The 26570-nt window shown below is 54.5% G+C and carries 21 protein-coding genes; 9 read left to right on the top strand and 12 right to left on the bottom strand.

Annotated elements, in window-relative coordinates:
- Positions 1-109 precede the first annotated feature (109 nt).
- Both SV7mr_RS24595 and SV7mr_RS24590 read left to right on the top strand, forming a co-directional pair.
- Positions 110-817: a PDZ domain-containing protein gene (locus SV7mr_RS24595; RefSeq protein ID WP_145277677.1), complete on the top strand. Its 708-nt coding sequence runs from the start codon at positions 110-112 to the stop codon at positions 815-817.
- Between the two features lie 265 nt (positions 818-1082).
- Entirely contained in the window at positions 1083-1892 is an 810-nt protein-coding gene (locus tag SV7mr_RS24590) for a hypothetical protein (RefSeq protein ID WP_145277675.1), read from the top strand.
- An 8-nt stretch (positions 1893-1900) separates the two neighbouring features.
- Here the strand turns inward: SV7mr_RS24590 and SV7mr_RS24585 are convergent, their stop codons facing one another.
- Both SV7mr_RS24585 and SV7mr_RS24580 read right to left on the bottom strand, forming a co-directional pair.
- Positions 1901-4147 carry a serine/threonine-protein kinase gene (locus SV7mr_RS24585; RefSeq protein WP_419187892.1) on the bottom strand — a complete coding sequence of 749 codons (2247 nt, stop codon included), beginning with the start codon at positions 4145-4147 and terminating at the stop codon, positions 1901-1903.
- 108 nt (positions 4148-4255) lie between these two features.
- Positions 4256-4876 (bottom strand): sigma-70 family RNA polymerase sigma factor, encoded by a 621-nt coding sequence (locus SV7mr_RS24580; protein WP_145277671.1) that lies wholly within the window; start codon positions 4874-4876, stop codon positions 4256-4258.
- Positions 4877-5136: 260 nt separating this feature from the next.
- On the opposite strand from SV7mr_RS24580, the gene SV7mr_RS24575 reads away from it, so the two are divergent.
- Complete coding sequence (locus tag SV7mr_RS24575; protein WP_145277670.1) at positions 5137-6147, top strand: hypothetical protein; 1011 nt, start codon at positions 5137-5139, stop codon at positions 6145-6147.
- A 176-nt stretch (positions 6148-6323) separates the two neighbouring features.
- Positions 6324-7898: an alkaline phosphatase D family protein gene (locus SV7mr_RS24570; RefSeq protein WP_145277668.1), complete on the top strand. Its 1575-nt coding sequence runs from the start codon at positions 6324-6326 to the stop codon at positions 7896-7898.
- Between the two features lie 51 nt (positions 7899-7949).
- On the opposite strand, the gene SV7mr_RS24565 is transcribed toward SV7mr_RS24570, so the two are convergent.
- A complete protein-coding gene (locus SV7mr_RS24565) occupies positions 7950-9866 on the bottom strand; it encodes a sulfatase (protein WP_145277666.1) in 1917 nt (638 codons plus the stop codon).
- A gap of 338 nt (positions 9867-10204) precedes the next feature.
- Here SV7mr_RS24565 and SV7mr_RS24560 point away from each other — a divergent pair, with 338 nt between their 5' ends.
- Both SV7mr_RS24560 and SV7mr_RS24555 read left to right on the top strand, forming a co-directional pair.
- Positions 10205-13015 carry a DUF1553 domain-containing protein gene (locus SV7mr_RS24560; protein ID WP_419187890.1) on the top strand — a complete coding sequence of 937 codons (2811 nt, stop codon included), beginning with the start codon at positions 10205-10207 and terminating at the stop codon, positions 13013-13015.
- 17 nt (positions 13016-13032) lie between these two features.
- Positions 13033-14448, top strand: a complete 1416-nt coding sequence (locus SV7mr_RS24555) for a DUF1501 domain-containing protein (RefSeq protein ID WP_145277663.1) — start codon at positions 13033-13035, stop codon at positions 14446-14448.
- 63 nt (positions 14449-14511) lie between these two features.
- Here SV7mr_RS24555 and SV7mr_RS25865 read toward each other — a convergent pair whose 3' ends face one another.
- The 6 genes from SV7mr_RS25865 to SV7mr_RS24530 form a co-directional block, all read right to left on the bottom strand.
- Positions 14512-14655 (bottom strand): hypothetical protein, encoded by a 144-nt coding sequence (locus SV7mr_RS25865; protein ID WP_419187889.1) that lies wholly within the window; start codon positions 14653-14655, stop codon positions 14512-14514.
- Positions 14656-14701: 46 nt separating this feature from the next.
- Complete coding sequence (locus tag SV7mr_RS24550; protein ID WP_145277661.1) at positions 14702-15256, bottom strand: DsrE family protein; 555 nt, start codon at positions 15254-15256, stop codon at positions 14702-14704.
- Between the two features lie 66 nt (positions 15257-15322).
- Positions 15323-16762, bottom strand: a complete 1440-nt coding sequence (locus SV7mr_RS24545) for an MBL fold metallo-hydrolase (RefSeq protein ID WP_145277659.1) — start codon at positions 16760-16762, stop codon at positions 15323-15325.
- Positions 16763-16766: 4 nt separating this feature from the next.
- Positions 16767-17666, bottom strand: a complete 900-nt coding sequence (locus SV7mr_RS24540; protein ID WP_145277656.1) for a sulfite exporter TauE/SafE family protein — start codon at positions 17664-17666, stop codon at positions 16767-16769.
- Positions 17654-18208, bottom strand: a complete 555-nt coding sequence (locus SV7mr_RS24535) for a rhodanese-like domain-containing protein (RefSeq protein ID WP_145277653.1) — start codon at positions 18206-18208, stop codon at positions 17654-17656. Before SV7mr_RS24535 ends, SV7mr_RS24540 begins: the two co-directional genes overlap by 13 nt.
- A 67-nt stretch (positions 18209-18275) precedes the next feature.
- On the bottom strand, positions 18276-18620 hold the full coding sequence (locus SV7mr_RS24530) for an ArsR/SmtB family transcription factor (RefSeq protein ID WP_145277651.1): 345 nt from the start codon (positions 18618-18620) through the stop codon (positions 18276-18278).
- Positions 18621-18881: 261 nt separating this feature from the next.
- On the opposite strand from SV7mr_RS24530, the gene SV7mr_RS24525 reads away from it, so the two are divergent.
- From SV7mr_RS24525 to SV7mr_RS24515, 3 genes are all read left to right on the top strand, one after another.
- A complete protein-coding gene (locus SV7mr_RS24525) occupies positions 18882-20477 on the top strand; it encodes an arylsulfatase (RefSeq protein ID WP_145277649.1) in 1596 nt (531 codons plus the stop codon).
- A gap of 291 nt (positions 20478-20768) precedes the next feature.
- Entirely contained in the window at positions 20769-22556 is a 1788-nt protein-coding gene (locus SV7mr_RS24520) for a sulfatase (RefSeq protein ID WP_419187888.1), read from the top strand.
- 9 nt (positions 22557-22565) lie between these two features.
- A complete protein-coding gene (locus tag SV7mr_RS24515; protein ID WP_145277646.1) occupies positions 22566-23966 on the top strand; it encodes a sialidase family protein in 1401 nt (466 codons plus the stop codon).
- Here SV7mr_RS24515 and SV7mr_RS24510 read toward each other — a convergent pair.
- The 3 genes from SV7mr_RS24510 to SV7mr_RS24500 form a co-directional block, all read right to left on the bottom strand.
- The gene (locus SV7mr_RS24510) at positions 23963-25231 is read right to left on the bottom strand and encodes a sulfatase family protein (protein ID WP_419187887.1); all 1269 of its coding nucleotides are present in this window, start codon (positions 25229-25231) and stop codon (positions 23963-23965) included. The two genes, SV7mr_RS24515 and SV7mr_RS24510, sit on opposite strands and share 4 nt — an antisense overlap.
- 353 nt (positions 25232-25584) lie before the next feature.
- A complete protein-coding gene (locus SV7mr_RS24505; protein WP_419187886.1) occupies positions 25585-25803 on the bottom strand; it encodes a PEP-CTERM sorting domain-containing protein in 219 nt (72 codons plus the stop codon).
- Positions 25800-26315 carry a hypothetical protein gene (locus SV7mr_RS24500; RefSeq protein WP_419187885.1) on the bottom strand — a complete coding sequence of 172 codons (516 nt, stop codon included), beginning with the start codon at positions 26313-26315 and terminating at the stop codon, positions 25800-25802. The genes SV7mr_RS24505 and SV7mr_RS24500 overlap by 4 nt, the downstream gene beginning before the upstream one ends.
- Positions 26316-26570: the final 255 nt, after the last annotated feature.

Raw genomic sequence — 26570 nt, 5'->3', positions numbered from 1 at the left:
TTTTCGATTTGAGGTCCCCTGGTGTGATCGGCTTCCGCATGGCTGATCAGAGGCGAGGCAAACCGCTCGCACGGCACCAAAAACCTTAAAAACGAACACGAGAAGAACGATGAAGACTTTCCTGCAAAACACTTTGAAGACTTTGGCCCTGATCGCTGCAGTTTACCTGGCTCCATTGGCTTCGGCTCAGAAACCTTACTGCGGCAATCCTGGATTTGGCCCCATCCTGCCTCCACCAGCGGTTTCAGACGGTTACTTTCTAGGTGTGACGGTTTCGACCGTCGAAATCGACGTGGTCGGTGGTGGCATCGACATCGGTGAACCAGATAGCGGCCCAGTTGTTGCTGTTGCTCCTGGATACGGCGAAGCGGTTTACGGGCAGCGGATCAACACGATCGTACCCAACTCCCCAGCCTTTCACGCCGGCTTGGAGCCTGGTGACATCCTGATCGATGCCAATGGGTTTCCAATGGACTCGCTGGCGGACCTGCAGCACTCCATCAATACTTCCGAGGGCATTTTGGAAATGAAGGTCCTCGATAGCCGCAGCGGCAACATGGTGTGGGTGGTCGCAGAGACCGACCCGACGAACACCAGCCCCCTGTTCGCGGCCCAAGTTCAGGCCACGCAACAATCGGTGCAACGAAAGAACCGTTCGCTGGGTGTCAACAATGGAAGCAATGCTGCACGCCAACCACGGACTTTCCAAACCGCTCGTACCGACAACATGCGTCAGTCAGTTCGAAACGCAGCTGTCAACGCTGTCCAATCTGAACTCAAGCGACGCTTGCCAATCCGCCGCGGCGGCCGCAACTAAGTGGCTGGGCTGGAATGAAGGCACCAAAAATCAACTCAAAGCCGATTGCTCACTAAGAGTCATCGGCTTTTTTCGTTACTTGTATTGTCACTTGCAGCGACTGCTCCTCACTCGCTGCGAAAACTCCTGTCGGTTACGCGACGTTCTTCAAGAAGCTATTTCAGTCATCAATCGGTTGGATGCTATTGACTTGAAGGCACCCGCGTTGGCAACCGTTGCAGGTTCCATCCACGACTTCGGAACCACCCCTCACCCCCAAGATCCAATGTCTACACCTCTTCGATTGACCGCCGTCGCCCTCCTAGCGTTTGGTGGTTTGCACGTTTCAGCCGACGATGATTTTGAAACAATCCAAGCAAGACCAACGATCGGTTTCGCACCTCCAACGGTGGGCAAGCCCGTCGGGAAACCAAAGCAGGAAACCAAAACTGACGTGGAAATTTCTATTGCTGTCACAGAGCCCGTGAAGATTGATCCGAAAGCAGCCCAGCAGTTGAAAGCTCACAAAGAGTTTCTTGACGCGAACGCTGACTGGGAAGCAAACGCTGACAAGCTCATGCAGCAATTGAATGATCAGAAATCAGGCACGGCACAAGAGCGGCTGAAAAGTCATCGCGGGTATCGCAACCTGACTCAGTATCCTGAAGCGGTTACCAGCAAGCTCCCCAAACGGCCTGAATACGCGGCGCCTCCTGAAGGCAGTGACATCAAGTGGCAGCTTACGTTCAAGAATACTGGCGACAAACCCGCCACGGTCAACGAGTCACTCGGCTGTGACTTCGCGTGGCTGAAGATTAAAGTGACTCCTTCAAAAGCAAACCCCGCGGGTGCGTTTCAGGTGAAGTATGGCCCGCGAATCACGACAATGGAGATTCGCGCTGGTAAGCAAGTCGAATTGGCAGCCGGTGAGTCGAAGACGATCCAGGTCAGCGGATTTGGATACGGCGCACGCTTTCTGGGTGGCACTTGGGCGATCGTTCATCCTGGCGACTACACGTTGACAGCGACTTATTGCAGTCGTGGCACAGGCATGAACGGCATCAGCGGCGACGCCAAGTTCAAGGCGGTTGAGTGATCACGTGCTCACTCGTCCACATGCTCTGGTAATTGTTCCATTGCAATCACGACCCAACCGGTTTCGCGTTCGGGGTGTTTTCGGCCTCGAATCATGACCGGTTCGATGGATGACAACCGTTCCTGTTTGGTGACAGGATCGTAGAAGTTTCGTGTCAGTCCGGGGTTGTTTAAGTCTGACTCCGTCAATCGCCGAGCAACATCTAAGGTTGCTTGATCAAGATACGGGAGCTCTTCCCCCTCATGACGCTTGCCTAGGTCGGGGTGATGTAGCACCAAGCCGGCAGCACCGTTGAGTTGATCTTTTCGCGTGTCGGCTAGCATCGCATTCTTGCCAACGCCGAAGTCTCCCAGTTCAACCGGTGCCGCCAGAATTCCAATGCGATGCCGTCCCACTTCCTCCGGTGGTCCGCTCCAGATCGGAACCGAGAACGTCACCATCAGCGTTTTGGTGTTCACGCTTTCGAACACGGCTGAGACATAAACGTCTTTTTCAGCCAGTGGCAGAACATCGTTGCGCGAATGGAGTTCGGCGTTTGTGAAGTCGCGGCCTTCGCCATGAAAGTAATCGCGGTGTCGATAGTTGTTGCCCAGGCTAGAGGCACGCTTGCCGTTGACAATCTCGGGCACGCGTGCGACCTGTGTGCCATCAATTCCATTGATCGCCCAGCAGGTTGAGCGGAAGGCATTGCTATTGGCAATCCAGCGTTTCTCGACCCAGCGTTGCAGTTCGGTGGTGTCCGCCGCGGCCTTTCCAGCAGCCAGGTTGATTTGATTGATCTCCGTCATTAGCTGGCGAAGAGAGGGTGAAGCAGCTTCCGCTTCCAGGATTCGCCAGCGCAGGTCGACCTCATGTGAAAGCGACTTTGCCAAGAACATCGACGAGGCGCCCAGGTTCTGACGCCTGGCAAGTTCAGCATTCTTTGTAGCCGCTTCGGCTTTCCCGCGGGCCTGGCTTTCTTCTCGTGCCGAGCTCGCCAACCAAACGGAGGCTAACCCGGCGATAAACAGACAACCCGTTAAGCCAATGAATGCGACGAAGGCAGCCAAGCGATGTCGACGAATGCTGCGCCCCAAGGTCTGAGAAGCCGATTCACGATAAACTTCGATCGGTTCATCGGCCAGGTGCCGCTCGACATCACGAGCCAGATCGATCGCTGTGGTGTAGCGATCATTGGGGTTCAATGACATTGCCTTGCGACAGATGGCTTCCAACGCACCTGGAACACCACGCCGCAAATCGGTGGGCCGTGGCAGGCGGCCTTCGATCACGTTGGTTTTGATTTCTTGTAGCGACTCTCCGCTGACCGGTGGCCGGCCGGTGAGTACCTTAAAGAGCGTTGCGCCGAGGCTATAGATATCGCTGGCTGGAGTCGGCGCGAGTTCCGAAGCTTGTTCAGGACTCATGTAGGCAGGCGTTCCGGCACCGCGCGATGAGTTGCTGGGACTGCTGCCACTGCGAGGCAGCAAGGTCTGTTCTCCACTGATCCGGAAGCGTTCATCGCGAATCACGGGAACTGCCAAGCCCCAATCGACGACGATGGTCTCTCCATAGCGGCCAAGCAAAACGTTGTCTGGTTTGATGTCCCGGTGCACGATGCCGCGATTGTGTGCATAGGCAATGGTCTCACAGATTGACACAAAGCATTGCAGCAGGCGACGGAACTCGATGCTTTGCCACTGCTCGCGCCGTGAGCTATCGCCGTAGAATCGGCGAATCGCTTCGTCCAGCGTATGCCCATCAATAAACCGCATGGCATAAAACGGTCGGCCATCCTCTGATTTGCCGACGCCGTACATTGGGATCACGCCCGGATGTTCGAGACGTCCGGTGACTTCAGCTTCCAGTTGGAATCGGTCACAGCTCTCTTTGTCGCTGGCCAGAGCACGGTGAATGAACTTGACCGCGACACGACGATTTAGCTGACGATCACCACCAACATAAACTGCACCCAAGCCACCTTTGGCATGAAACACCAGATCATCGACATCGGTTTCAAAGGCCAGCATTGGCGGTTCCGTTGCAGACCGACCGGTTGCGACTGAAAACAGATTGCCGCCAAGCCCATCCAACGGTCGATCGGCGGGATCCTGGATGTGTTGATCCATCGCCTGCAGAGCGCTAATTCGTCGCGAGACCTCGGCTTTCAAGTCCGTCTGATCATGGCACAGGTCATCGACCGAGAGCGTCTCCCCACGCTCAATTGCAGATTCCCATTGATCTAGCAAGTCATCAATTGCTGATTCATCGGACATCAAGGCTGCAACCATCTAAAGCGAAATCGAGCCGAACGTTTGGTTCAGGCATCGAGCTGGGAATTGAAACGGCAATCATGGTGCTGGAGGTTTTTAAGCAGTGGTGTTTTAATCGGGAACTTCTCCATGCAAGCGATCATGTAAAGACAGTTTTGCTGTTCTCCAGAGACGCTTGATTTGTCGCGTCGAAACGTTCAGCAGTTCAGCGACTTGATCCTGGGGCAGTTCATGATACCAAAGCAGTTCAAAGACCTCGCGTTCACGTTGCGGCAGTTCTTCAACCGCTTGATGGAATTCAGACCATTGTTGCATCTTGCCAGGATCGCTGGTGACCTCTGCCGCGTCATAGGCTGGCGGCATGGCAGAACTGGATTCTTGATCGGCGCTGCCCATCTGTGTGTGATGGTTGGCCCCCATGCCCTGAGGTCCGTGATAGTGCCTGGCCAAGTCGATCAGCTCGCGACGGATCTGTACTGCGGCAAGTCGAAAGAAGTGTCGGGCATCAATGATGTCAACTTGCTCTAAGGCTGCACACAAACGCAGCGAAGCATTCTGAAAGATGTCGTCGGTTTGCTCCCAGCGACCCACGCGATCGAAGTCGCGTTTCATTTTGCGAGTCATTCGCTGCAAACGCTCGTAGGCGACTTGGATGAGTTCAGCCTTCGCTTCGCTATCGCCACGGGTGATGCGGTCGATACAGCTTTGTACGGCAATCGTGTTTTCTGACATGACAGGCTTCCCTGTTCTGTTCTGGCCATGGGTTTAGTTTCCAGGGGGCAAACGATTGCCAGCACGTCAACTTAGGCCCCTGCGTACAGCTTTCCAAAATATTCTCCCTGATGATGCATAAATGTCCAGCGGCTAATTTCCCCTTCAGTCTGTTCTATCGGGTTTTATTGTTTTAATCATGTCCCCTGACAGGCTTGGCTTCCGCATGGATTGACAGAGTGCAAACCGCTCCCGCAAACCACCCAACCCATGGAAATCCAATGTCAGTTCGCAGAATCCTTCTATCGCTCAGTGGCGCCGTCTGTTTTGCAATTCCTGCTTATTGCGTCGATCGAGCTGGAGCCGGTCGGTTCCCTCCGCAACGCGGCGGGGTCTTGATTGATGAAGGCCAAAACGAAGTCCGCCGTTTTCGCAAGAACGATCCGCCGTCCCGCCTCGCGCAGAGCAGTCACCGACCAACAGGCGGCCCCACAAGGACGCGAGCGACCGGTGCCACGCGGACCGGTAATCCTCAATCGTTGCGACGCACGCCCTCAAGTCCACATCGCTCGAAAGCACCGGGCAAGAGTCTTTTGAAGCCCACGACGCCCAACCGGTCTCCCGGCGTCACTCGCACTCCCAATCGGATGGGGACGCGGCGTTTGGCCACCTCCGGTAGTCGTCCCAGTGCGGCCAGTCCAGTCGGTCGCAAGCCAGGAAGTCGCGTCGTCGCAAAGACGCCGAATTCAGTTTCGCCACGAACACGCGGTCCAAGTTCTGCTCCAAAGAAATCCAAGTCCCCGTACAAAGGACTCGGAGTTGCATCCGGAGCATTGGCTGTCGGTGGTGCCGCAGCAGGCATGGCGGGACAGATGAAGGAGGACAAGGAAGATCTGCGCACCGGCAAGATCACGCAAGCTCAGTACAAACAACGACAGGAAAAACGTGCCATCGATGGAGTCGCGACGCTGGCGTCCATCAAGAAGCTCAATCCAGCCGGAATGGTCATGAACGATATGATTGGGACGGACCCATTCAGCCTGGGAGCAGACGTCGTTGGTGATTTGATTCACGGCACCAAAAACACCAAGAAAACGTTTCAAAATATTGACGATGCCTTTGATCGTTCACTCGTCAAACAAACCGTTACCGACCCCAAGGGTGCTGCCAAACGAGTCGGCACGGGCGTCAAGAAGACCGGTGAAAAGGTTGGCAAAGGCATCAAGAAGACCGGCGAGAAAATTGGCGAAGGATTCAAGAAAGTCGGTGACTTGTTCAAGAAGAAAAAGTAGCAAGCTCGGTGAAGGTCTCGCCTACTGCAGAGAACAGGCATGGGAAGTTTCGACATCCCATGCCTGCTTTTCGTTTGTTAGTCAGTATGAAGGGGGGCGCATGAGTACAATGGCGTCCGGCAAGACAGTGGCTGGTCGTGTTGGCATTGGCTTCTTCGTACACAGGAAACACAGTGATGGCGGGCTCTTCTTCTAATCTGCGAACGTATGGTGTGCAGCGTCGTGAATTTTTGCGTTACCTTGCCGCGGTCTCCGCGATTCCTACACTTGCGACGGTTGCACAAGGACAGGTTGTCGAGAACCTTACGTTTGCCGACGATCCCTTTCAGTTGGGCGTCGCCTCTGGAGATCCGACTCCCGATGGCGTGGTCCTTTGGACTCGCTTGGCACCTCGGCCTCTGGAAGACGGCGGCATGCCCAATGCAACGGTGAAGGTGCAGTGGGAAGTGGCAACGGATGAAAAGTTCGCCCATGTGGTTCAGAAAGGCGATGCCTTGGCGACGCCACAGTTGGGGCATTCGGTGCATGTCGAGGTAAGTGGCCTGAAGCCATTTCGCTGGTACTTCTATCGTTTCCATGTGGGCGATGGAGTCAGTCCTGTGGGGCGAACGCGAACAGCGCCGGCCAAGGATGAGATGCCGGAACAATTGCGTTTTGCTTTTACCTCCTGCCAGCACTTCGAGTCCGGATACTTCAATGGCTATCCGCATATGCAGCAAGAGGATCTAGATCTCGTCGTGCATTTGGGCGACTACATCTATGAATACAAAGGAGTCGATCACCGAGTCCGCAAGCACTTGGGCAATGAGATCGTCAGCCTTGATGACTACCGGCGACGTTACTCTCAGTATCGATTGGATCAGAGCCTGCAGGACACGCATCGTTTATTCCCCTGGCTCGTTACTTGGGATGATCATGAGTTCGATAACAACTATGCCAACTTGGTATCGGAACAGGACGGTGTTTCTCCCGAAGCGTTTCTGGCGCGTCGAATGAACGCCTACCAGGCCTATTATGAATTCATGCCTTTGCGGCGACGATCGTTCCCCCAAGGTCCGCACATGAAGCTGTATCGGTCGTGTCGCTACGGTCAGTTGGCAGACTTTAGTGTGCTTGATACTCGCCAGTATCGCACCGATCAGCCCAATGGCGATGGGCAGAAACCCATGGTTGATAAAGTGTTTGATCCGCAAGCAACCATGCTCGGAGACCAGCAGGAGCACTGGCTGATGTCCAAGTTGTTGCAATCAAAGTCCACTTGGAATGTCTTGGCTCAGCAGGTCATGATGGCTCCGCTGAATCGCGGTCAAGGCGATGATCAACGCTTTAGTATGGATCAATGGCCTGGATACGAAGTCAGTCGGCGGCGGCTATTGAACTTCTTTCATGAACGTGAAATTCCCAACCCCGTCGTGCTTACTGGCGACATTCACGTCAACTGGGTCAACGATTTACAGCTCGGTTTTCAAGAAGCGAACTCGCCAGTGGTGGCCACTGAATTCGTTGGCACCGCGATGTCGTCCGGCGGCAACGGTGGGAATGTGATCGCGGAGTATGTGCGTGCCGCAGAACAGAACGATTTTGTCAAATGGTACAACTCCAATCGCGGATATGTCAGTTGCCTCGTCACCCCCGAAACCTGGACATCGTTCTTCCGCTGCACACCGTTTGTCGATAAACCAGGGTCTCCGATAGAAACCAAAGCAACGTTTGTCGTTGAAGCCGGCACGCCGGGAGCTCACTCCGCCTGATGCCACGGCAGCGCCAATGCTTGACTGCGTTGGCGCTCGCTGGTGGGAAGCTCACTTCAGGGGCCACCGATAAATCAGTTCATCGGTTTGGTCTTTAAGTTCAATGGACTCGATTCGGATGGTGCCAGGACCACGACTAGGATCCAATCGGATCGCGGTCAGGTCGGCCTGGGTTTCCATCAGAATCGTGTACTGATGTGGTTTTCCATCGTTCTTGATGGGAAACGTTTTGCTACGCTCGCGAAAGAACGGTCGGTCAGCGCCACGTTCGCCCCAGAACAATTGAGCATCTCCACGAGCATTGGAAGTCAGCGTCAGATTGAGTTTGAATGAACCTGTCTCCAATGGCTTGGGGAAGTTGAAGCTTAGGTAAGGGTCGTTGCCTGTCGAGGTAACCACAAGCTGGCCGCTCTTTTTGGCGAGCGAACAGTCCTTGCTGGGCAGCCATCCGGCGGTTCGCTGGGCTGTTTGCTTGGCAGGTTTCGCTTGGCGGTTGAACGCGATTCCTTCTCGTTCGGGGTGATGCTTTGTGGGGTCGAAGTTTGGATTTGCCAGTGGACGCACGGCTTGAGTCTGGACAAGGTGCGATTCGATCAACGCGTCTAGCTCTTGAACCAAAGCGGGATGTTTTGCCGCCAGATTCTGCGTTTCGCCAATGTCGCTTTTTAGGTTGAACAGCTTCCAGCGATGCTGGTCGGTTTTGCCTCCGTGAAAGATTCGAATCAGTTTCCAGTCGCCACGATGAACACTGACAGATGGTGGTAGCCAGTCTGGAACCGCGGGATTGTGTGGGAAGTAAGTGAAGATCGCATCACGCTCAAGTCGGCCGCCCTGCAATGCAGGCACGATGCTCACGCCATCGAATGGGATCTGCTGCGGTAACGTTAGTTTGCTGATCTCAACCAGTGTTGGATAGAAGTCGCTGCTCTGAATGATTTCGTCACTTCGGCTATCCGATTTGACTTGACCCGGCCAGATGACGCAGCATGGTCCACGGACACCGCCTTCGTACATCGTGGCTTTCCCACCACGCAGTGGCGCGTTGCTCGTCGGTGTTTCACCCTCGACACGGTTGTACATGTTGCCGCCATTGTCGGACGCAAACACGATGATGGTGTTGTCGCTTAGCTTCAGGCGATCAAGGGTGTCGATCAAGGTGCCCACTGCGTCATCCATGCTTTCGATCATCGCCGCATAGGTTGGGCAGCGCTGTGGGTTATCGGGGTCAACCTGCGAGCGATACTTTTCGATCAGTGCCTGCTTGGCATCAAATGGTGCGTGAACACTGAACATCCAGTAGTTCAAAAAGAACGGTTTGTCCTGGTGTTGTTCCAAGAACGCCACGGCCTCGGTTGCCATCCGATCTTCAAGATGCTGGTCTGGTACGTCTGGGTCGTGGTCAAAGTCTTTGAATTTCCAAGGCGCTACATAGCTACCTGCCGGTCCGGGGCCATGCCAGTGTGGCACATCAATGTCAAAACCATGTTGCAACGGTGAATAGGGTTCGGGGCCCAGGTGCCATTTACCAAAATGGCCTGTCGCGTACCCTGCATCGTGAAACGCTTCACCCAATGTGTAGTAATCCGTCTTCAGCCTGGACACTGAATCAGGAATCGTGGACTTGTTCTGTGGCGCTGCTGTTTTGGTGGCCGTCGCTGCTAAGATGACTTGAGGCAGATGACAGCGCGGAGTGGTGATTCCATGCCTCGCTGGGCTCAGTCCCGTTAAGATGCTGGCGCGGGTCGGCGAACAAAGCGGACTGGACGAATAGGCTCGCGTGAAGGTCATGCCGCGTTTGGCGAGCCGTTTAATATGGGGCGTTCGATACAATGATGTCGTTCCATACAAAGTTGTATCGCTCCAACCCAGATCATCGGCCAGTATGAAGACGACGTTGGGCGGCCGCTGGGCTGCCACCGTCCATGGCACGGAAGCGCAGGCCATCAACAACAGACAAAAACGCAACATGAATCGCTCTCAAGGCAGGGTGCAGGGATTTGTCATTTCCCGGGAATCATTTGATGCCGTCCATCATAGTCATCGACGGTGCTTCTGTAGAGCCAGCCCCTTCCCGAGCCAGCGCCTCCTGGCGATCGTGACGTAACCAATCAAGTCGTCCCTTGCCGTCAGGAAAGGAGACCGATTTTCACGATTGGGCGGCCATTTTATGGGCAAATCAACCAATCAGCCGCAGAATCGACAATGCTGCCGACAGTCTCGGTTATGATTGTAGGTCGGTCGGCTTGTGCGACGGTCGATCTTCCCTCCTCCTTCCCTCCCTCCCGATCATCCCTGTTCACCGTCCCGTGAAGACAACGTTTGTTTATCAGATCGTCTTGCTTGTCATCGGTTCGTTCAGCTTGTGTGCTGTGAGGCAAGTCACTGCTCAAGAGCAAACAGCGAAGGTGGATTTCTTTGAAGCCAAGATTCGTCCTGTTCTTGTCAAACATTGCTACCCCTGTCACTCCAGCGAGTTGGGGAAGTCTAAAGGCGGATTGGTCCTGGACTCGCGATCAGGTTGGCAAGTGGGCGGTGACTCCGGAGCGGCCATTGTTCCGGGCAAGTCTGGCGACAGTTTATTGCTTGACGCGCTGAAGTATGAATCCTTCGAGATGCCGCCCAAAGGAAAGCTGCCTGAACAAACGATCGCAGACTTTCAGCAATGGATAGAACACGGCGCCGTTGATCCTCGCACCACGGCAGCGGAGCTTCCCAGGGAAACCAAAGTCGATATTGAAAAAGGACGCCAGTTTTGGTCGTTCCAGCCGCTCCGTACGTTTTCCGATGATCAGTCCATTGATCGTTTCATTCAACCAGAGACTTCGGTCGCTGAACCGGATAAGTTGGTGCGGCGTCTGTATCTGGATTTGATTGGCTTGCCACCCTCACTCCAGGAAAGAGAGTCCTTTCTCAGTCTCTACCATCAGCAGTCACCTCAAGTGGCTGTTGAGACCGTTGCTGATCGGCTGTTGGCACGCAGAGAGTTTGGTGAAAAATGGGCCAGGCACTGGCTGGACGTTGCTCGCTATGCGGATTCGAATGGGGGTGACTTTAACCTGACGTTTTTTGAATCCTGGCGGTATCGCAACTATGTGATCGATGCGTTCAATCAAGACATGCCATACGACCAGTTTTTGCGAGAGCAAATTGCTGGTGACCTATTGCCTTTTGATTCCGCTGAACAACGTAATCGCCAATTGATCGCGACGGGATTTTTGATGGTCTCGGCCAAAATGTTGACTGAGCGTGATAAGCCCAAGATGCATTTGGACATCGCTGATGAGCAACTGGACACGATTGGTCGCGCAGCGATGGGGCTGACCTTGGGCTGTGCACGCTGCCATGATCACAAATTCGATCCAATCTCTGCCGCCGATTACTATGCGATGGCTGGCATCTTGCACAGCACACGGACAGCCGATCGCGTGCTAATGAACAACGTGAACGTCACTGGTTGGACAAACACGGATTTGGCTGTCGATGACGCATCCAAGGCAGCGATGAAGAAGCATCGATCCGATGTCGATCGAGTGATACAGCAGATCAAAAAGCTGGAAGCTGTTCAGCAAGCCTCGCCGCAAGGTATCGTGGTCGATGACACCGCAGCGGAGAAAACAGGGCCTTGGCGGAAGTCAACTTATCGAACCAATCATGTCGGTCAACACTACTTGGCGAACAATGGTGGTGATGGGCCACACACCATTACGTGGAAGGCAAGTTTGCCAAAGCCCGGGAAGTACGACTTGCGGGTCAGCTTTTGCGGCGGCGGATCGTTGGCCAAGACGGCTGCCTATACGATTCGGCACGCAGACGGCGAAACCAAATTGGTGATCGATCAAACGGTGACGCCGGACATTGATGGTCTTTGGTTTCGTTTGGGCCAGTTTCGTTTTGACCAGCAACAGAGCACCGGAAACGTTGTCGCTGAAGTTTTCTTGACTGATGAGAACGCTGGCGGATTTTTACTGGCGGACGCCGTTCAGCTTGTTTCCGTCGATGAACTGAAGGCGGCGGACAAATCGGAGGGCGAATCTCCCGGGTTGCAGCTCAAGGAGCTTCGTCGGCAGTTAACCAAGTTGCAATCCAGTCAGCCCAAAGTGCCCCAAGCGATGGCGGCAATGGACGCTAAAGGCGATCGGCTAGGTGACTTAAATATTCGCATCCGAGGCGAAACCAAGAATCTTGGTCCCCGCGTCCCGCGAGGCTTTTTGCAAGTTGCCAGTCAGCCAGGAGCAAAGCCGCCCGCGATTCCAGCCGGGCAATCCGGACGTGTTGAACTTGCGGCCTGGTTGACCCGAGCCGATCATCCGCTGACTGCCCGCGTGATGGCCAATCGCGTCTGGCAGCAATTATTCGGTCGTGGCATCGTCGCAACCAGTGATAACTTCGGAGCACGCGGTGCACTGCCTTCGCATCCCGAATTGTTGGACTATCTCGCCCAAGAGTATGTGAGTGAACATTGGTCGACGAAATCACTGATTCGCAAGATTGTCACGTCCAAAACCTACCAGCAGGCAGCGCGTGTTGCCGTCAGCGAAGATCCCGATAATCAGCGTTTCAAGCATCAGAACCGTCGACCGCTGGTCGCTGAATCCATTCGTGATTCGATGCTGGTCATCGCGGGGCAACTTGATGCCAAGCCGCGCGAGTCTGTGGTGGCTCATCTAGGGACCTATGCGATCCAGACAAGCGGGCAGCGGCATGCTTCGCTGGCTCAGACCGACGAACTGCGCCAGCGCAGCATCTATCTGCCCATCGTTCGCGGTGCTGTGCCACCTTCATTGGCTGTGTTCGACTTGCCCAATCCGGACTTGGTTGCTGGAGTACGCTCGGTGACCACTGTTCCGGCGCAAGCGTTGTTTATGATGAATTCGAGCTTTGCGATCGAGATGGCGAAATCCACCAGTGAGCAGTTCAGCGATCCATCGCTTTCCGTCGACCAGATCATCGCTCAGCTATTTTTGCGCATTCTCAGTCGCCAGGCTGACCAGCAAGAGTTGGCGATGGGGCGAGCGTACGTCGCTGAGTTAACCGCCGACGGCAAGACTCGCACGCAGGCAGTCGCCTCATTGATCCAAGTGATGTTCAGTTCCGCAGAATTCCGATTGGTCGAATGATGACAGGGAACCTCGCCATGAAACAGTGTCACCGATTTTCAGATAACCTTAGCCGCCGCCAGATGCTGACGGCTTCAGGTTGCGGATTCGGCGCCGTCGCCTTCCAAGCCTTTGCACAGCAAATTGCTGCCGCCGCCGGGAATGCTGACAGCGTGCACCATCCAGCCAAGGCCAAACGTGTGATCTTTCTGTTCATGCATGGCGGTGTCTCTCAAGTTGATTCCTTTGACCCCAAGCCAAAACTGAGCGAATTCGACGGTCAGGATCTGCCGTTTAAGGGGCTTGATAACTTGGATGTCGCTTTGAAGCATCGAGCTGGCAACGGGAAAGTTTTGGATACCACCTGGAAGTTTAAGCAGCACGGCGAAAGCGGTGCTTGGATCAGCGAGTTATGGCCGCACTTGGCTAAGCACGCTGACGATCTGTGTTTCATCAAGTCAATGCATACCCGCGGCACTTCGCACGGCCAAGCGGTGGCCATGATTCATACCGGCAATGACAATTTGTTGCGGCCTTCAGTGGGCGCTTGGGTTAGCTATGGTCTGGGCACGGAAAACGAAAACTTGCCGGCCTTTGTGAGCATCACGCCACCAGCAGGTCATGGTGGAACCAGAAATTTTGGATCGGCTTTCTTGCCGGCACAGCATCAAGCTACCACGCTTGGGCATTCGGCAAGCAAGGCCGACGATGCAACGATCGAATACTTGCAAAACCATGGTGTTGACAAGTCCGATCAGCAGCGGCAACTGGCGCTGTTGCAACAGATGAATCAAAGACACTATTCCCAAACCAAGGACGCTCAAGTTGATGGTGTGATTCAAAGCTATGAAATGGCTTTTCGCATGCAGGGAGTTGCTCCGGAACTGATTGACATCTCAGGTGAGTCCAAAGCGACGCGAGAGCAGTACGGGGTCGATCAGAAGGAAACCGCAGAGTTTGCTCATCGCTGTTTGTTGGCTCGCCGCTTTAGCGAAGCCGGTGTCCGATTTGTCCAAGTCAGTACGCGTTATGTTTGGGATCAGCATAGCAATCTGGTGGCTGGACATACCAAAAATGCACTCTCCGTTGATCAGCCCATTGCGGCCTTGCTTGCCGATTTGAAGCAACGTGGGTTGATGGACGACACCCTCGTCGTTTGGGGGACCGAATTCGGTCGCACACCGGTGGTTCAGGGTAAGAACGGTCGTGATCACAATCCGGCGGGTTTCACCGTGTGGCTCAGCGGTGCCGGCGTCAAGCCGGGTTACAGTCACGGAGCCACGGACGACTTTGGCTATTATGCGGTAGAAAATAAAGTTCACATGCATGACCTGCACGCCACGATCTTGCATCTCTTAGGCATAGATCACGAGCGACTCACCTATCGTTATGCCGGCCGAGATTTTCGGTTGACCGATGTCTACGGCGAAGTCGTCAATGAGATCTTGAGTTAGCCCTGTAATTAGCAGAGGTGTGGTGGACGCCCCATCCATGGCTATCCGTCACAAGGTTTGGACTTACACCAATCGGCAGCAATCGATGCCGTCCAGGATGGAGCGTGTTGGTAGAGAAGTCGCGTGTGTGTTCGCCGCGGTGAAGTCACCCGCCTCTGTAGCTCGCCAGACTTCACAGCCACCGCCGGGTAAGTCATCGAGGCTCATGGGGACGGTCTGATGGAACAGTCATCGAGTCTCGCAATTTGATGGTCTACTTGCCTAGAAGAACATAGGCGTGACCATTAGCTTGCAAGTTCACCAGGGACGTCAAGGCCGATACCGCAACCTTTACGTTTGCTTCGACCTCGTCTGGATGTTGGCCTTTCCCCACAAGTGACTGGCCGCAGACAAAGAGCTCGACTCCCGCCCGGCGTAGCTTCTTGATGCACTCCGCGTTCGGGTTCTCGTCGCACTTGAATCGCTCGGTATAGACGTCAGGCTTCAAGCAGATAAGGGTCGCGTCTCCATGCAGCACGACGGCGATGTCAACCTCCGCCGGTCTGGCGCCAGCGCCAGCGTAGATGTTGACAAAACGTGCCACTTTCTCAATTCCTGGATTCAGCTTCGACGGGTCACCGCCCTTGATTAAGTCCACGACGATTTTGCTACGCGGTCTTGGTTGTTGCTGCGCTGCTGGCAGTCGCACGACTTTGCCAAGCTCATCAATTTTTGGATAGCTGTACGTGAGCGGACTGTGTTGCAGGGTCTGAGCGAAGGCAGCCGGCGTTAGCAGCAACAGGCTGAGGAGAGATAGGAAGGTTTTCATCGGAGAACCGGGGGATGATGGTGGGGATTGACGATGGGGCACAACAAGGAGTGGCGGTTGACGTGATCATAGGTTGCATGCTGTGCTGCAAACAGGTTCGCTGCTGGTGACGACTGGCAAACCCTGCCGCGTCCAGGCTGAGTAACCTCCTGTCATGTTGGTGACCAGCAGTCCGGCCGCTTGTAGCAGGCTGGCAGCAATTGCAGATCGTGCACCGCTCTGGCACTGAATGAGAATTCGTTGATCGTTGGGCAACTGATTCATTGTGTCAGGGAGTTTACCAAGAAACCGATGTTGGGCCTGGGGGATGTGACCTTGGTTCCATTCGGTGATGTTTCGCACGTCAATGAGGAGCGCTTGCTGATTCTCAATGTCCTTGGCAAGTTCTTGCGGACTCGCATTTGGATAAGATTGCGTCGCCCTGCCAGCGCTGATCAATGCCGAGCGATCGATGAAGCCGGCAACTCGGTCGATGCCAATTTTCTGAAGGACACGCGTCGCTTCTTGAGCATCATCGAGTCCGTCCGAGATCAGGTAGACCGGTCGGGAATAGTCCACTAGCCAACCCGCCCAGGCCGCGAGCATCTTGCTGGGAATGTTGAGTGTTCCCCCGACATGTTGTTTTCCGAATTGGGCGGAGCCCGTCAGGTCAATCACCGTGCCGTTGGCGACCGCGTCATCGATCTCTGTCACCGGTAGCGTAGGTGTGTTGCCTTGCTTGCCAAGAATGGCCGGCCCTTCTTTGTTGATTTGCTTCATTAGCCCAAAGTACTTCGGGGCCTCGGGTTGATCAGTCAAAATGTAATTCACAAAATCAGTTTCGTTGGTGTACTGCAGTGCTGGGTTGACCCGTTTTTCATAACCAACGGTCGACGATGGAATCGCACCCAGTCCTTTGCCGCATGCACTGCCAGCTCCATGGGCGGGCCAAACCTGCAGATGATCTGGAAGCTGGCGGAAGCGTTGGATCGATTGATACAAATCACGGGCGCCAGGTTCAGCTGTGTTGTCAATGCCTGCAGCTTCCTCTAGTAAGTCCGGGCGACCTATGGAACCAACAAACACAAAGTCACCCGTGAAGATGCCCATTGGGTGCTCGGCTCCACCACCTTGGTCTGTCAATAAAAACGAAATGCTTTCCGGAGTGTGGCCGGGGGTGTGCATCACTTCTAGCTTGATGCCACCAACCATAAACTGATCACCATCGTGCAGCTTCTGGTGGTCGTATTGGTCCAAGTAAAGAGACTTCCATTCCGTCGGTCCCTCATCGGAGACGTGCAGTTTGGCTCCGACTCGGTCAGCAAGTTCTCTAGCACCAGAGACATAGTCGGCATGGATGTGAGTCTCAGCAACCGCAGTGATTTCAAAGCCTTCGCTGGCCGCGGCTTCCAGATAGGGAGCGATGTCGCGGCCCGGGTCAACAATCAGGGCCGCTTTTGCCCGTTGGCAGCCGACCATGTAGGAGGCGTGTGCAAGTTTCTGATCGTAGAAGTATTTTAAGAACATTGGTTCAGTCCCCGTTTGTTAGATTTAATGAAGTGGAAAGAATGGTTTTGGAGAACACAAACGCAGCCGTAAAGACAACTCCGCCCGCGAACACTTTCTGAAGCGTTGGACCCTTGAAATGAGTCGATAAGCGACCGCCCACCCAAATTCCAAAGAAACCTCCCAGCAGAAACAACGCCGCGATCTTCCATGGCAACGAGTGGCCTGCCGCGACGTATGATGTCACCCCGCTTATGCTGACCAGTACAATCACCAACAGTGAAGTGGCGATGGCTTGATGAATCTTCATTCCGCTGAAAAGTACCAGAGCCGGAACAATCACAAATCCGCCGCCGACGCCGAACATGCCTGATAACACTCCGGTCAAGAAGCCAACGGCGGCCAGCATGACGGCACATTTGGAGGTCAGCTTTAACTCACCGGCTTCATCCCGCTGGCAGGTCGGTTGTTTGCACTGCGGCAATGTGTTTTCTGAATCACTGGACTCTTTGCTAGTCCCTTTAACGCCCAGATCCGTGTTGCCTGCACCCTGCTTGTCTCCCGTAGCGTTGCGCGTTTTCGCCCACATCCGCCAAGCAACGACGAACATCAATAAACCAAAGAGCATCAACAGCAACGTTTCGGAAATCATGCCAGAAATTGAGGTTCCCAGCGGAGCACCCAGCATGCCAGCGACCGCGAACAGAACGCCTGTTCTCAATTCCACTTCACCACGAATCAATCTTGGAGCCACGCCCAGCAGTGCCGTCCCGCCCACTGCAGCAAGTGAGACACCTACCGCCTCACGAGGTGCAAAGGACATGCCATAAACTAGCAATGGCACAGCGAAAACACCGCCGCCGCCACCGGTTAGTCCCAACGCAAAACCGATAATGGCTCCGAAGATGATTGCTAGGCTGAACATGATTCATCTCGGCATTGGTTCCAGGGCATCTTGGCGAGCATCATTCCCATGCCACAGGTGTCGGTGATCCCAGCGAAGGTCAGCCCGGCACCAATGAAGGCAGGAATCGCTGCCAGGTAAACGTTGCCCGTGATGATTGCAGCAACGGAGCCGCTGAGCGTGATCAGGCCTGCGCAGATTCGAACCTGTCGCTCCAGCGAAATCGCTTTCTTGCCACGCTCGACGGGCAGGCCTGCTTGTTCCCAGGCGGTGGTTCCTCCGTCAACGTTGACGATATTCTCAAAGCCAGCGTCAATAAACTTTTGGCACGCTTTGGTGGATCGACTGCCGCTTCGGCAAATCACATACAGAGGTTCGTGAGCACTGCCGTTTCGTTGCGCCATGACGTTTTTCGCGTCGAGCGAATCAAGCGGAACATTGCGCGCCATGGACGCGTGGATCTCGCGAAACTCAACGGGTGTTCGGACATCGATGACCTCCGTCTTGCCAGTCTGGTTGCGTTCGGCAAGCTGCTGGACGGAAATGGTAAGAAAGGAACTCATGGGAATCTCCTTCGATTCTAATAGTCGACATGTCGTGAGCCGACGAGGTGTTTGTCCAAAAAAAGGGTTACGGTTTTGCCGAGTCCAGGAATCGGCTCTCAATACAGTTCATGAGGTTCGCTAAGTGTGCCTCAGCGATCTGGTAGTACACTCGCCGGCCATCTCGAGCACTGGTGAAGAATCCGCAGCGCTGCATCAGGCGTAGATGCTCTGATGCCACGTTGTCTGGGATCCCGCAGTCTTCAGCAATCTCGCCCACGGTGTATCGGCCATGTAGCAGTAATTGCACGATCCGCAGCCGTACCGGATGAGCCAGCGTCTTGAGGCATTCCGCCGCTTCTGCGAATGCTTCGGGGCTGCCGGCTGGCTTGGATGTCGCTGCCGTCTGTGTCTTGGTGGTTTTCTTTGCCATTTGTAAACTCTCTGTTATCAATATATCGCTATCTCACGAGATGTCAATGAGTGTTTCTTGTGTTTTCTTCGTCATTCCCCGTGGGGCCAAGCATTGCTTGGCCGGAAACAGTGCCGGGTCTCTTGCCCGATGGCGGCTCAACCTCATGCCCGCCCTGGGAATCAACCAGGCGGCGCAATCCAATGGCGTACAGTTTTTTGCTTCAACGTGTTGAGTTGCAGCAAGTACAGTTTATATCCATTGACTCACAGGATTTTAGCTATGGTTCTCCTTCGCCTCTTAGGGATTACCGCCGTTGTTTTAGTGCCGCTGGCCTCCCTGAGTTTGGCTGAAAAGCCGAACATCGTTGTCTTGATTTCTGACGACACAGGATACGGAGACTTCGGTTGCTATGGTGGCGGGGTCGGCCGAGGGATGCCCACGCCTAACTTTGATCGGATGGCTCGTGAAGGCATGAAGTTCTGGTCCTTCTATGGTCAGCCTAGTTGTACGCCCGGCCGGGCGGCGATGCTCACTGGCCGAATCCCCAACCGAAGTGGCATGACAACCGTGGCCTTTCAGGGACAAGGCGGTGGCTTGCCAGCTGCGGAATGGACCTATGCCTCGGTGTTGAAGCAAGCCGGTTACAACACGTTCTATTCAGGAAAGTGGCATTTGGGCGAAGCCGACTATGCGATGCCCATCAACCACGGGTTTGATGTGATGCGGAACACGTTCTTGTATCACCTCAACGCCTACACCTATCCGCTTGAATCGTTCAACCCTGACATGGATCCCGAACTGCGAGCCTTCTTCGAAAAGGTCACCACGGGTCTTCTGGAAGGCGAAGCCGGTGGCAAAGTGCGAGAAGTCGCCAAGATCGACGATCGAAACATCGCCGAAATCGATATGCTGACAACGAAGGTTTCCTTGGAGCACATGGAGAAACTCGCAAAGCAAGACAAGCCGTTTCTGATGAGCATCAACTTCGGCAAAAACCACCAGCCCAACCTGCCTGCCAAGGCGTTCAAGGGAGCGTCTCCAGCGAAGAGTCCATACGCAGATTCTGTTGTTGAGCTCGATCATCACGTTGGCGAAGTGCTGAAAAAGATCGAGGCATTGGGGATCAAGGAAAAGACTTTGGTGATCTACACGGTCGATAACGGTGCCTGGCAAGATGTTCATCCAGACTCGGGTTACACGCCGTTTCGCGGGACAAAAGGGAATTGTCGAGAAGGCGGTAGCCGCGTGCCGGCGCTAGCTTGGTGGCCCGGGACAATCGAGGCTGGCCGTGAGTCACATGAGATTGTTGGCGGTTTGGATCTCTTGGCAACCTTTGCCTCGCTCGCTGGCGTCGATGTGCCCAAGCTGGATCGTGAAGGGAAGCCGATCGTGTTTGATAGCTATGATATGACACCGTTGTTGATGGGCCAGGACGGTTGGAAACGGGACACTTGGTATTACTTCACCGAAACAGAGTTGTCTCCCGGCGCTGTCCGCTCCGGTAAATGGAAGGCCGTGTTTAACTTGCGCGGCGACAACGGGGCCATGGCGGGAACGGAAGCACCGGCACCAGAGTTGGGTTGGCGTGGGCCAGAGAGGTACATTGCAACCGTGCCAGCGGTTTACGATCTCTGGCAGGATCCTCAAGAACGCTACGATGTGTTCATGAACAGCTGGACAGAAAAGACTTGGACGCTGGTGACGTTCAATAAATCGGTTGCCGAGCTGATGAAGACCTATCAAATCGATCCGCCGCGAAAGCTTCAAAGCGAAGTCTATACAGGACCAATGACCATCGAACGCTTTCGCAAAATCGAGGACATCAAGCAGCTGTTAGAGAAGAAAGGTTTCGATCTAAAACAGCTGGAAAACTGAGGCACTGTTGCCAGCGCCGACGGCTTGATCTTGCGTGGCGCAACAAGTGTTCGCTGCGGGAATCGTGAACGCTGTGTCGTCCTTGGATGACGCAGCAGTCCACTGGCAGGGGCCTTTAAGGCGTCCTCTAGCACTGTAGGTTTTGGTAATGTCTTTCGGCTAACCGGCGTCGCGCTTGATCGCTCTGGCAGTTTGTGGGATCGGCTGGCAAAGTTTTCGTTCTCTGGCAATGACATTCGTGTTATAACATGATATGACGAAAACCTGTTCTCTGCCGATTGATGTTGAAACATGATGTGCCGATCGCTCGCTACGCTGTGGCTGCTTTGTTTTCTTGCTAATTCTTCGTCGGGTCAGGCGACCCAACTGATTTCCAAACGTCAGTCGCGACCGAACGTGCTGTTCATCGCGGTTGACGATTTGCGTCCCGAACTTGGCTGTTACGGCGCCTCGCATATCCATAGCCCAAACATTGATGCGTTTGCCGCTAGTGGACGTCGATTCAATCATGCGTACTGCCAGCAAGCTGTGTGCAATCCATCACGCACGAGTTTGATGACCGGGATGCGGCCCGATTCCATTGGTGTGACTGGGAATCATTCGCACTTTCGCACTCAGCATCCTGACATCGTCACACTGCCGCAGCATTTCAAGCGGCATGGCTATCATGCCGCCGCCATTGGAAAGATCTACCACGGCGTTTTTCCCGACGGCGCCAGTGTCACCAAATGGGACACCATGGGGGATCCCGAAAGCTGGTCCGTTCCCGCGCTCCGCTTTGGACCGCGCTACTACTATACAGAGCAAGGCATCGCGGCCGCGAAGTCGATCTATGAAAAGATCTACCGTCCCCAGAATCCTGGGCCAGATGACTGGACGACAAAACTGGTGTTCGGGCCCGCGACGGAATCGCCTGATGTGGCGGATAATGTCTTGTATGACGGCCAGGTGGCCAATGCGGCAATTGAGCGACTCAGCGAGCTAGGCGATCAAGATCAACCGTTCTTTCTAGCCGTTGGTTTCATCAAGCCGCACTCGCCCTACATTGCCCCCAAGAAGTATTTCGACCTGTACGAAGGTGTTGATCTGCCGGCTGATGTCAACTTGCCTGACAACGCGCCACCCTTTGCGGGACATCGTTCCGGTGAACTAAGGCGTTACACCGACCAGCCTGGTTCCGGCCCGATTCCTGATGTGAATCAGCGCCGCGTTCGTCAAGCTTACTACGCCTGTGTCAGCTATATCGATGCGCAGATCGGGCGTGTGCTCAGGGAACTGCAACAGACGGGGTTAAGCGAGCGAACGATCGTCGTGCTCTATGGGGATCATGGTTATCACCTTGGCGAGCAAGGCTTGTGGGGAAAGACAACGAACTTTGAACTCGATACTCGGGTCCCACTGATTATCCGTGCTCCCGGCATGCACGCCGCTGGACAGGCCAGTGATTCTCTGGTGGAACTTGTGGACCTGTATCCGACCTTGGCTGAACTGGCTGGGTTGCCAGTGAACGAACAGTTGGAAGGCAGCAGCTTGGTTTCCGTTCTCGGTGATCCCGAACAGGTCATCAAATCAGCGGCGGTCAGTCAGTACCCCAGGGCCGGAGGCTTAATGGGATATTCGCTGCGCACGCCAACTCATCGTTTGACGAAGTGGGTGCACAAAGCGTCCGGTCAAGTGCGCGCGACAGAACTCTATGACTATTCCGGCGGTCTGGTGGAGACAGAGAACCTCGCCGCCGAGAATCCTGAATTAGCATCGCGTTTGTCCACGCAGTTACAGTCGTTGGTGACGTCTGCCGAGTGGAAAGAGCGTTCAAGGGAACCCGAGGGATCTCAAGGGGGCGGCGGCGATGTGTCGGATCGTGTCTTGGGATTTGAGCGGGCACGGCCCGGCAACTTCAGTAACCTGCAAACGAAGCTTGGTGCTTGGCATGTTAACGCCGGTCGCGCACTGATCGATGATCGGCACGCCAAAACCGGTCAGCAATGTTTGCAGCTGACCGGCGGGACCAAGACGGTGGCGACATTGCAGTTGGCTGAAAAGGTGGCTGCAGAAAGTGTTCTTGCGTTTTGGGCCTAGCGATGGACGGTGAGAAAGCCCTTTTCATTTCGTATCGAGGCAAAGAATGCAAGCGGCTGGCAGGAAATCTTCAACGGTGATCAGAAGGTACGTGTTGGTCGTGGATTTCTCTCCCGCGTCGTTGTGCCAGTTGACAAGGGAGTCCAGCAACTGCGATTTTTGGTCACTAGTCCCCCAAAGACAGGTGTCTTGATCGATCACCTGGAGATCGCGCTGGCTTCTGAAGTTGAATGGCCGCTGCAACGACAAACCCTCTTTCAGCAGCGTGAAATTCCTGATGGTGTTCCGCGTCTGGGACATGCTAAGGATGCCAAGCAGTTTGGCTATCGCATTCCGTCGTTGCTGGTCACCAAGCAAGGAAGCATCCTGGCGTTCAGCGAGCGCCGATTGGGGCTGCATGATCACGCACAGAATGACATTGTGCTTAAGCGAAGCACTGACGGTGGCAAGACTTGGAGCGAAGAGATCGTTGCGTACGAAGACGGCAAGAACTCGATCAACGATCCGCTTACGGTTCAGTTAGACAATGGCCGGATCCTGTTGATGTTCGCGCGGTTTCCCTATGGGCGACATGCCCGCGATGCCGGTTGGATTAAAATGGCCAGTCTTGGCTACGATGATCCCACAGCCAATGTGTTGACATTCCTGTGCCATAGTGATGATGACGGTTTAACCTGGTCCCAGCCAGTTGATATTAGCCGGCAGGTCAAACATCCCGCCTTGCTAAATGCCAACACCCCAGGCGCCATGATCCAGTTGACGAAGGGGCCGCATCAAGGAAGAATCGTGACGGGGCTGTGGGGCACCTATCCAGTGACACAGGGCGGTAAGCGATCGCGTGAGTGGCGAGTTGTGGTCGCTTACAGTGATGACAATGGCCAGTCCTGGCAGCGTACTGAATTCCTGCAAGACGCCAGCCAGTTGGGTTTTCCTAACGAATGTCAGGTCGTCCAGGCAGCCAACGGTGACTTGGTTTTGATCAGTCGCAACCAAGGTGGCAAGCGTTTTCGCAAGAAAGCCATCAGTCGCGATGGTGGGGAAACATGGACGGCTCTGCAAGAGGACACGACTTTGCCATCGGTCGCTTGCATGGGGGCGGTTGTCAAAGGCCCCGTCAAACCAGATGGTAACTGGGACTTGTGGGCTTCGTTTCCCTCAGCAGCAGGCCGAAAAGCGGGTCAGTTTGCGGTTTCACGGAATCATGGCCAGTCTTGGCAGATCGTCAAAGTCATTCCGGGACACTTTGCGTACTCGGCATTGCAGGTGTCACCGGATCAAAAGAGCCTCTTATGCTTGTTTGAAGACAACGGTTATCGAACGGAATCATTCATCAAGATTCCATTTGATCAGCTTCTCTCTGGCCACGCAGAGGATTCGGTGCGACCCAAGTTGCCTTCAGAAGGGTTCTAGGGTTTTCTTCGATTCGCGTTCTGTCCCGCTGCTGGATAGGAGTCGATTACCGCTTGCAGTTTCTGACGCACGGAGTGGATGGTGGCATTGGCTGGATCGCTGCCAATCGGCTGCTTTTCAAGCACGTCATTCACGGTGTCGTAGAGCTGGCCATTGTCGTAAAGCTTGTAGCGTTTGTCTCGGGCAAAGCGAACTTCGTAGTGGCTGTATTTGTCGTTGTATTTCTTCGCTGATGGCCTGGGAAAATAGTAGCAGTAGATCGCTTCGCGCTGTTTGCCGCGTTGGCCAATGCACTGCGGCCAGAAACTCCAGCCATCGCCGTCTTCGATTGTTTTTGCCGGCAGGCCAGCAGCCTGGACCATGGTGGGGAATAGATCCGAGAAGCAAACCAGATCATCGACGACTTGCCCGCCCGATGCTTTGCCCGGCCAGTTGACGATTAATGGGACGTGGGTGCCGTAGTCGTGAGTGTAGCCTTTCCCGCCGCGAATTTGCTGGCCATTGAGTTCCGATGTTAGGACGGAGTTGGTGCCGTTGTCGCCGGTGAAGATGATCAGCGTGTTCTCTCTGAGTCCAAGCTCTTTTAAGGTGTCCTCCAAGCGACCAACGTTTTTGTCGATGTACTGCACCATGTCGATGAAATTGCTTTTACTGTCTGTTGACTTAGGAACTTTGCTGTCTGGAGTGACGGGGAATGGATTGTGCGGCAAGATCATCGGAAAGTAGGCCAGGAACGGTCCATCTTGATTCCTCTTGATGAAATCAATCAGGAAGTTCGTCGTGATGTCAGGGCCATAGCTTTCGGCTGGAAGATCCAATAATTTGCCGTTCTGGACCAACGATGGATTCCAATACCGCTTGGACCCTCCGCCCGGGAAGTTCCACAGGCAATAGCTATCAAAACCAGCGTCCTGCGGTGTGATGCCGCCCTTCTTTGTTAGTAACTGCCACTTTCCTGCAACAGCGGTCGCATAGCCATGCTGTTTGAAATGGTTGGCAAACGTTGGCTCGCCTTTGGGATAAACGCCAAAGTCATTGTAGTTATAGACGTTGGACTTGCCGGTCATCAAATTCACGCGGCTGGGAGTGCAAAGCGGCGTGGAGTGGCAGTTTTCAAAACGAACGCCGCCAGCCGCCAAGGCGTCCAGCCGGGGAGTCGCGTATTCATGGCTGCCATAAGCACTAAAACACTCGAATCCGACGTCGTCACAGAGAATCATGATGACGTTCGGCTTGTCCGCTGCCCACAGTGGTAGCGCAGTCATTGAGAAAACAACAAGTGATAGCAACCGGGTGAGCATGCGTCTTCCTCTGTGAATGACCCCGGCGGTTGAGGTCATCTTGGTTTAGGTTCTCAGGTCAAAGAGGACCATTCTACATCGTCGTTCAGCAAGCGTTGGTACCCGCCGTGTAGGGTGCCGTGCTTTGCACGCACCAATTTTCTCGCAGGCATTCTACGGTTTGATTGGTGCGTGCAAGCACGGCACTCTATCGAATGCGTGTTGCAAGCATTCAACCGCACTTGAACGGGATCGGGTTGAGGAGTTCCAAGGCGCGCATTAAAAAAGGCACGCTTTGTGGCGTGCCTTTCAATCACTGAATTTCAATCGAGTGTGCTTTACGCACGTTTGCGGCGGCGGAACATCAGTCCAACGCAACCAATGGAAAGCATTGCTAGCGAGCTTGGCTCGGGGACAGCGAACGCTCGCGCTAGGCCACCGATCTCTTCTGGGGTTAAGGCGCGTTCGTAGGTTCCCACGCCAAAAATCTCGCCGACGAGTGATTCATTTGGGCTGCCACCGAGATAGTTGGTTTGGCCCGGCAGATCACCATTCACAATCCACGAACCGCGTGTAGCGACCCCGCGGAGACACCATTAAGGTAAATCTCCATCTCACCATCCGGACGGTTATTGAAGATCACGTGCGTGTCGGCATCGAAGAGCGAGGACGCGCTTGGGAATCGGTGATCCGAGTATCCACGGATTGTAATGCCGAAAACTCCGGTGTTTCTCCACTGTTCCAGCTTTAGGATCGTGTCCTCGCCAGCCCAACCTTCGTACTTGGCAAACGCAATGGAACCTCCATTGTTGGATGCGTTGTAGATGAATTCAAAAGCCGCACCGGCGCCGACAGTGGTTGTGTTGTTGTCTTCGTCTAGGTCGCCGAAGTTGTATTGAATCGCGCTGTTGCCACCGTTAAAGGTGTATCCGGTCTTATCAGCCACGACATTGCCGGAGATCGATTTCGCCTGGTTGTACCAGTTCATGATCCCCGCTTCGGAGTGGCTGGTCCATAGTACGGAGAAAAGTGTCAGGCAGGTAACCGACAGGAGTCTTTGAGTTGACATCGTCTTGGCAGGCTAGATGGGGCAACAAAACTGTTTGAGCCTGCAAGCTAGACGCGCCGTGTCCCAGTACAACGGAAAAATGGGTCGGAAGATAGAAAAGAACCGCAAGATGGCGGCTGTCCCCGGGGGCCAGTGATGTACCCATCCGCCCCGTGGGCGGTTCGCTTGCCTAGTGATCTTGGGGGGAGTAGTGTCTGTTCAACACAGCCCGGGCTTGAGAGACTCCGATCGGAGGTCGAGAGGAGGTGGCCGATT

Origin of the sequence: Stieleria bergensis (assembly GCA_007745635.1) — a bacterium.
Classification (GTDB): Bacteria; Planctomycetota; Planctomycetia; order Pirellulales; family Pirellulaceae; genus Stieleria; species Stieleria bergensis.
The sequence above is the reverse complement of the archived record's forward strand: the minus strand, read 5'-3'. Positions and strand labels throughout refer to the sequence as shown.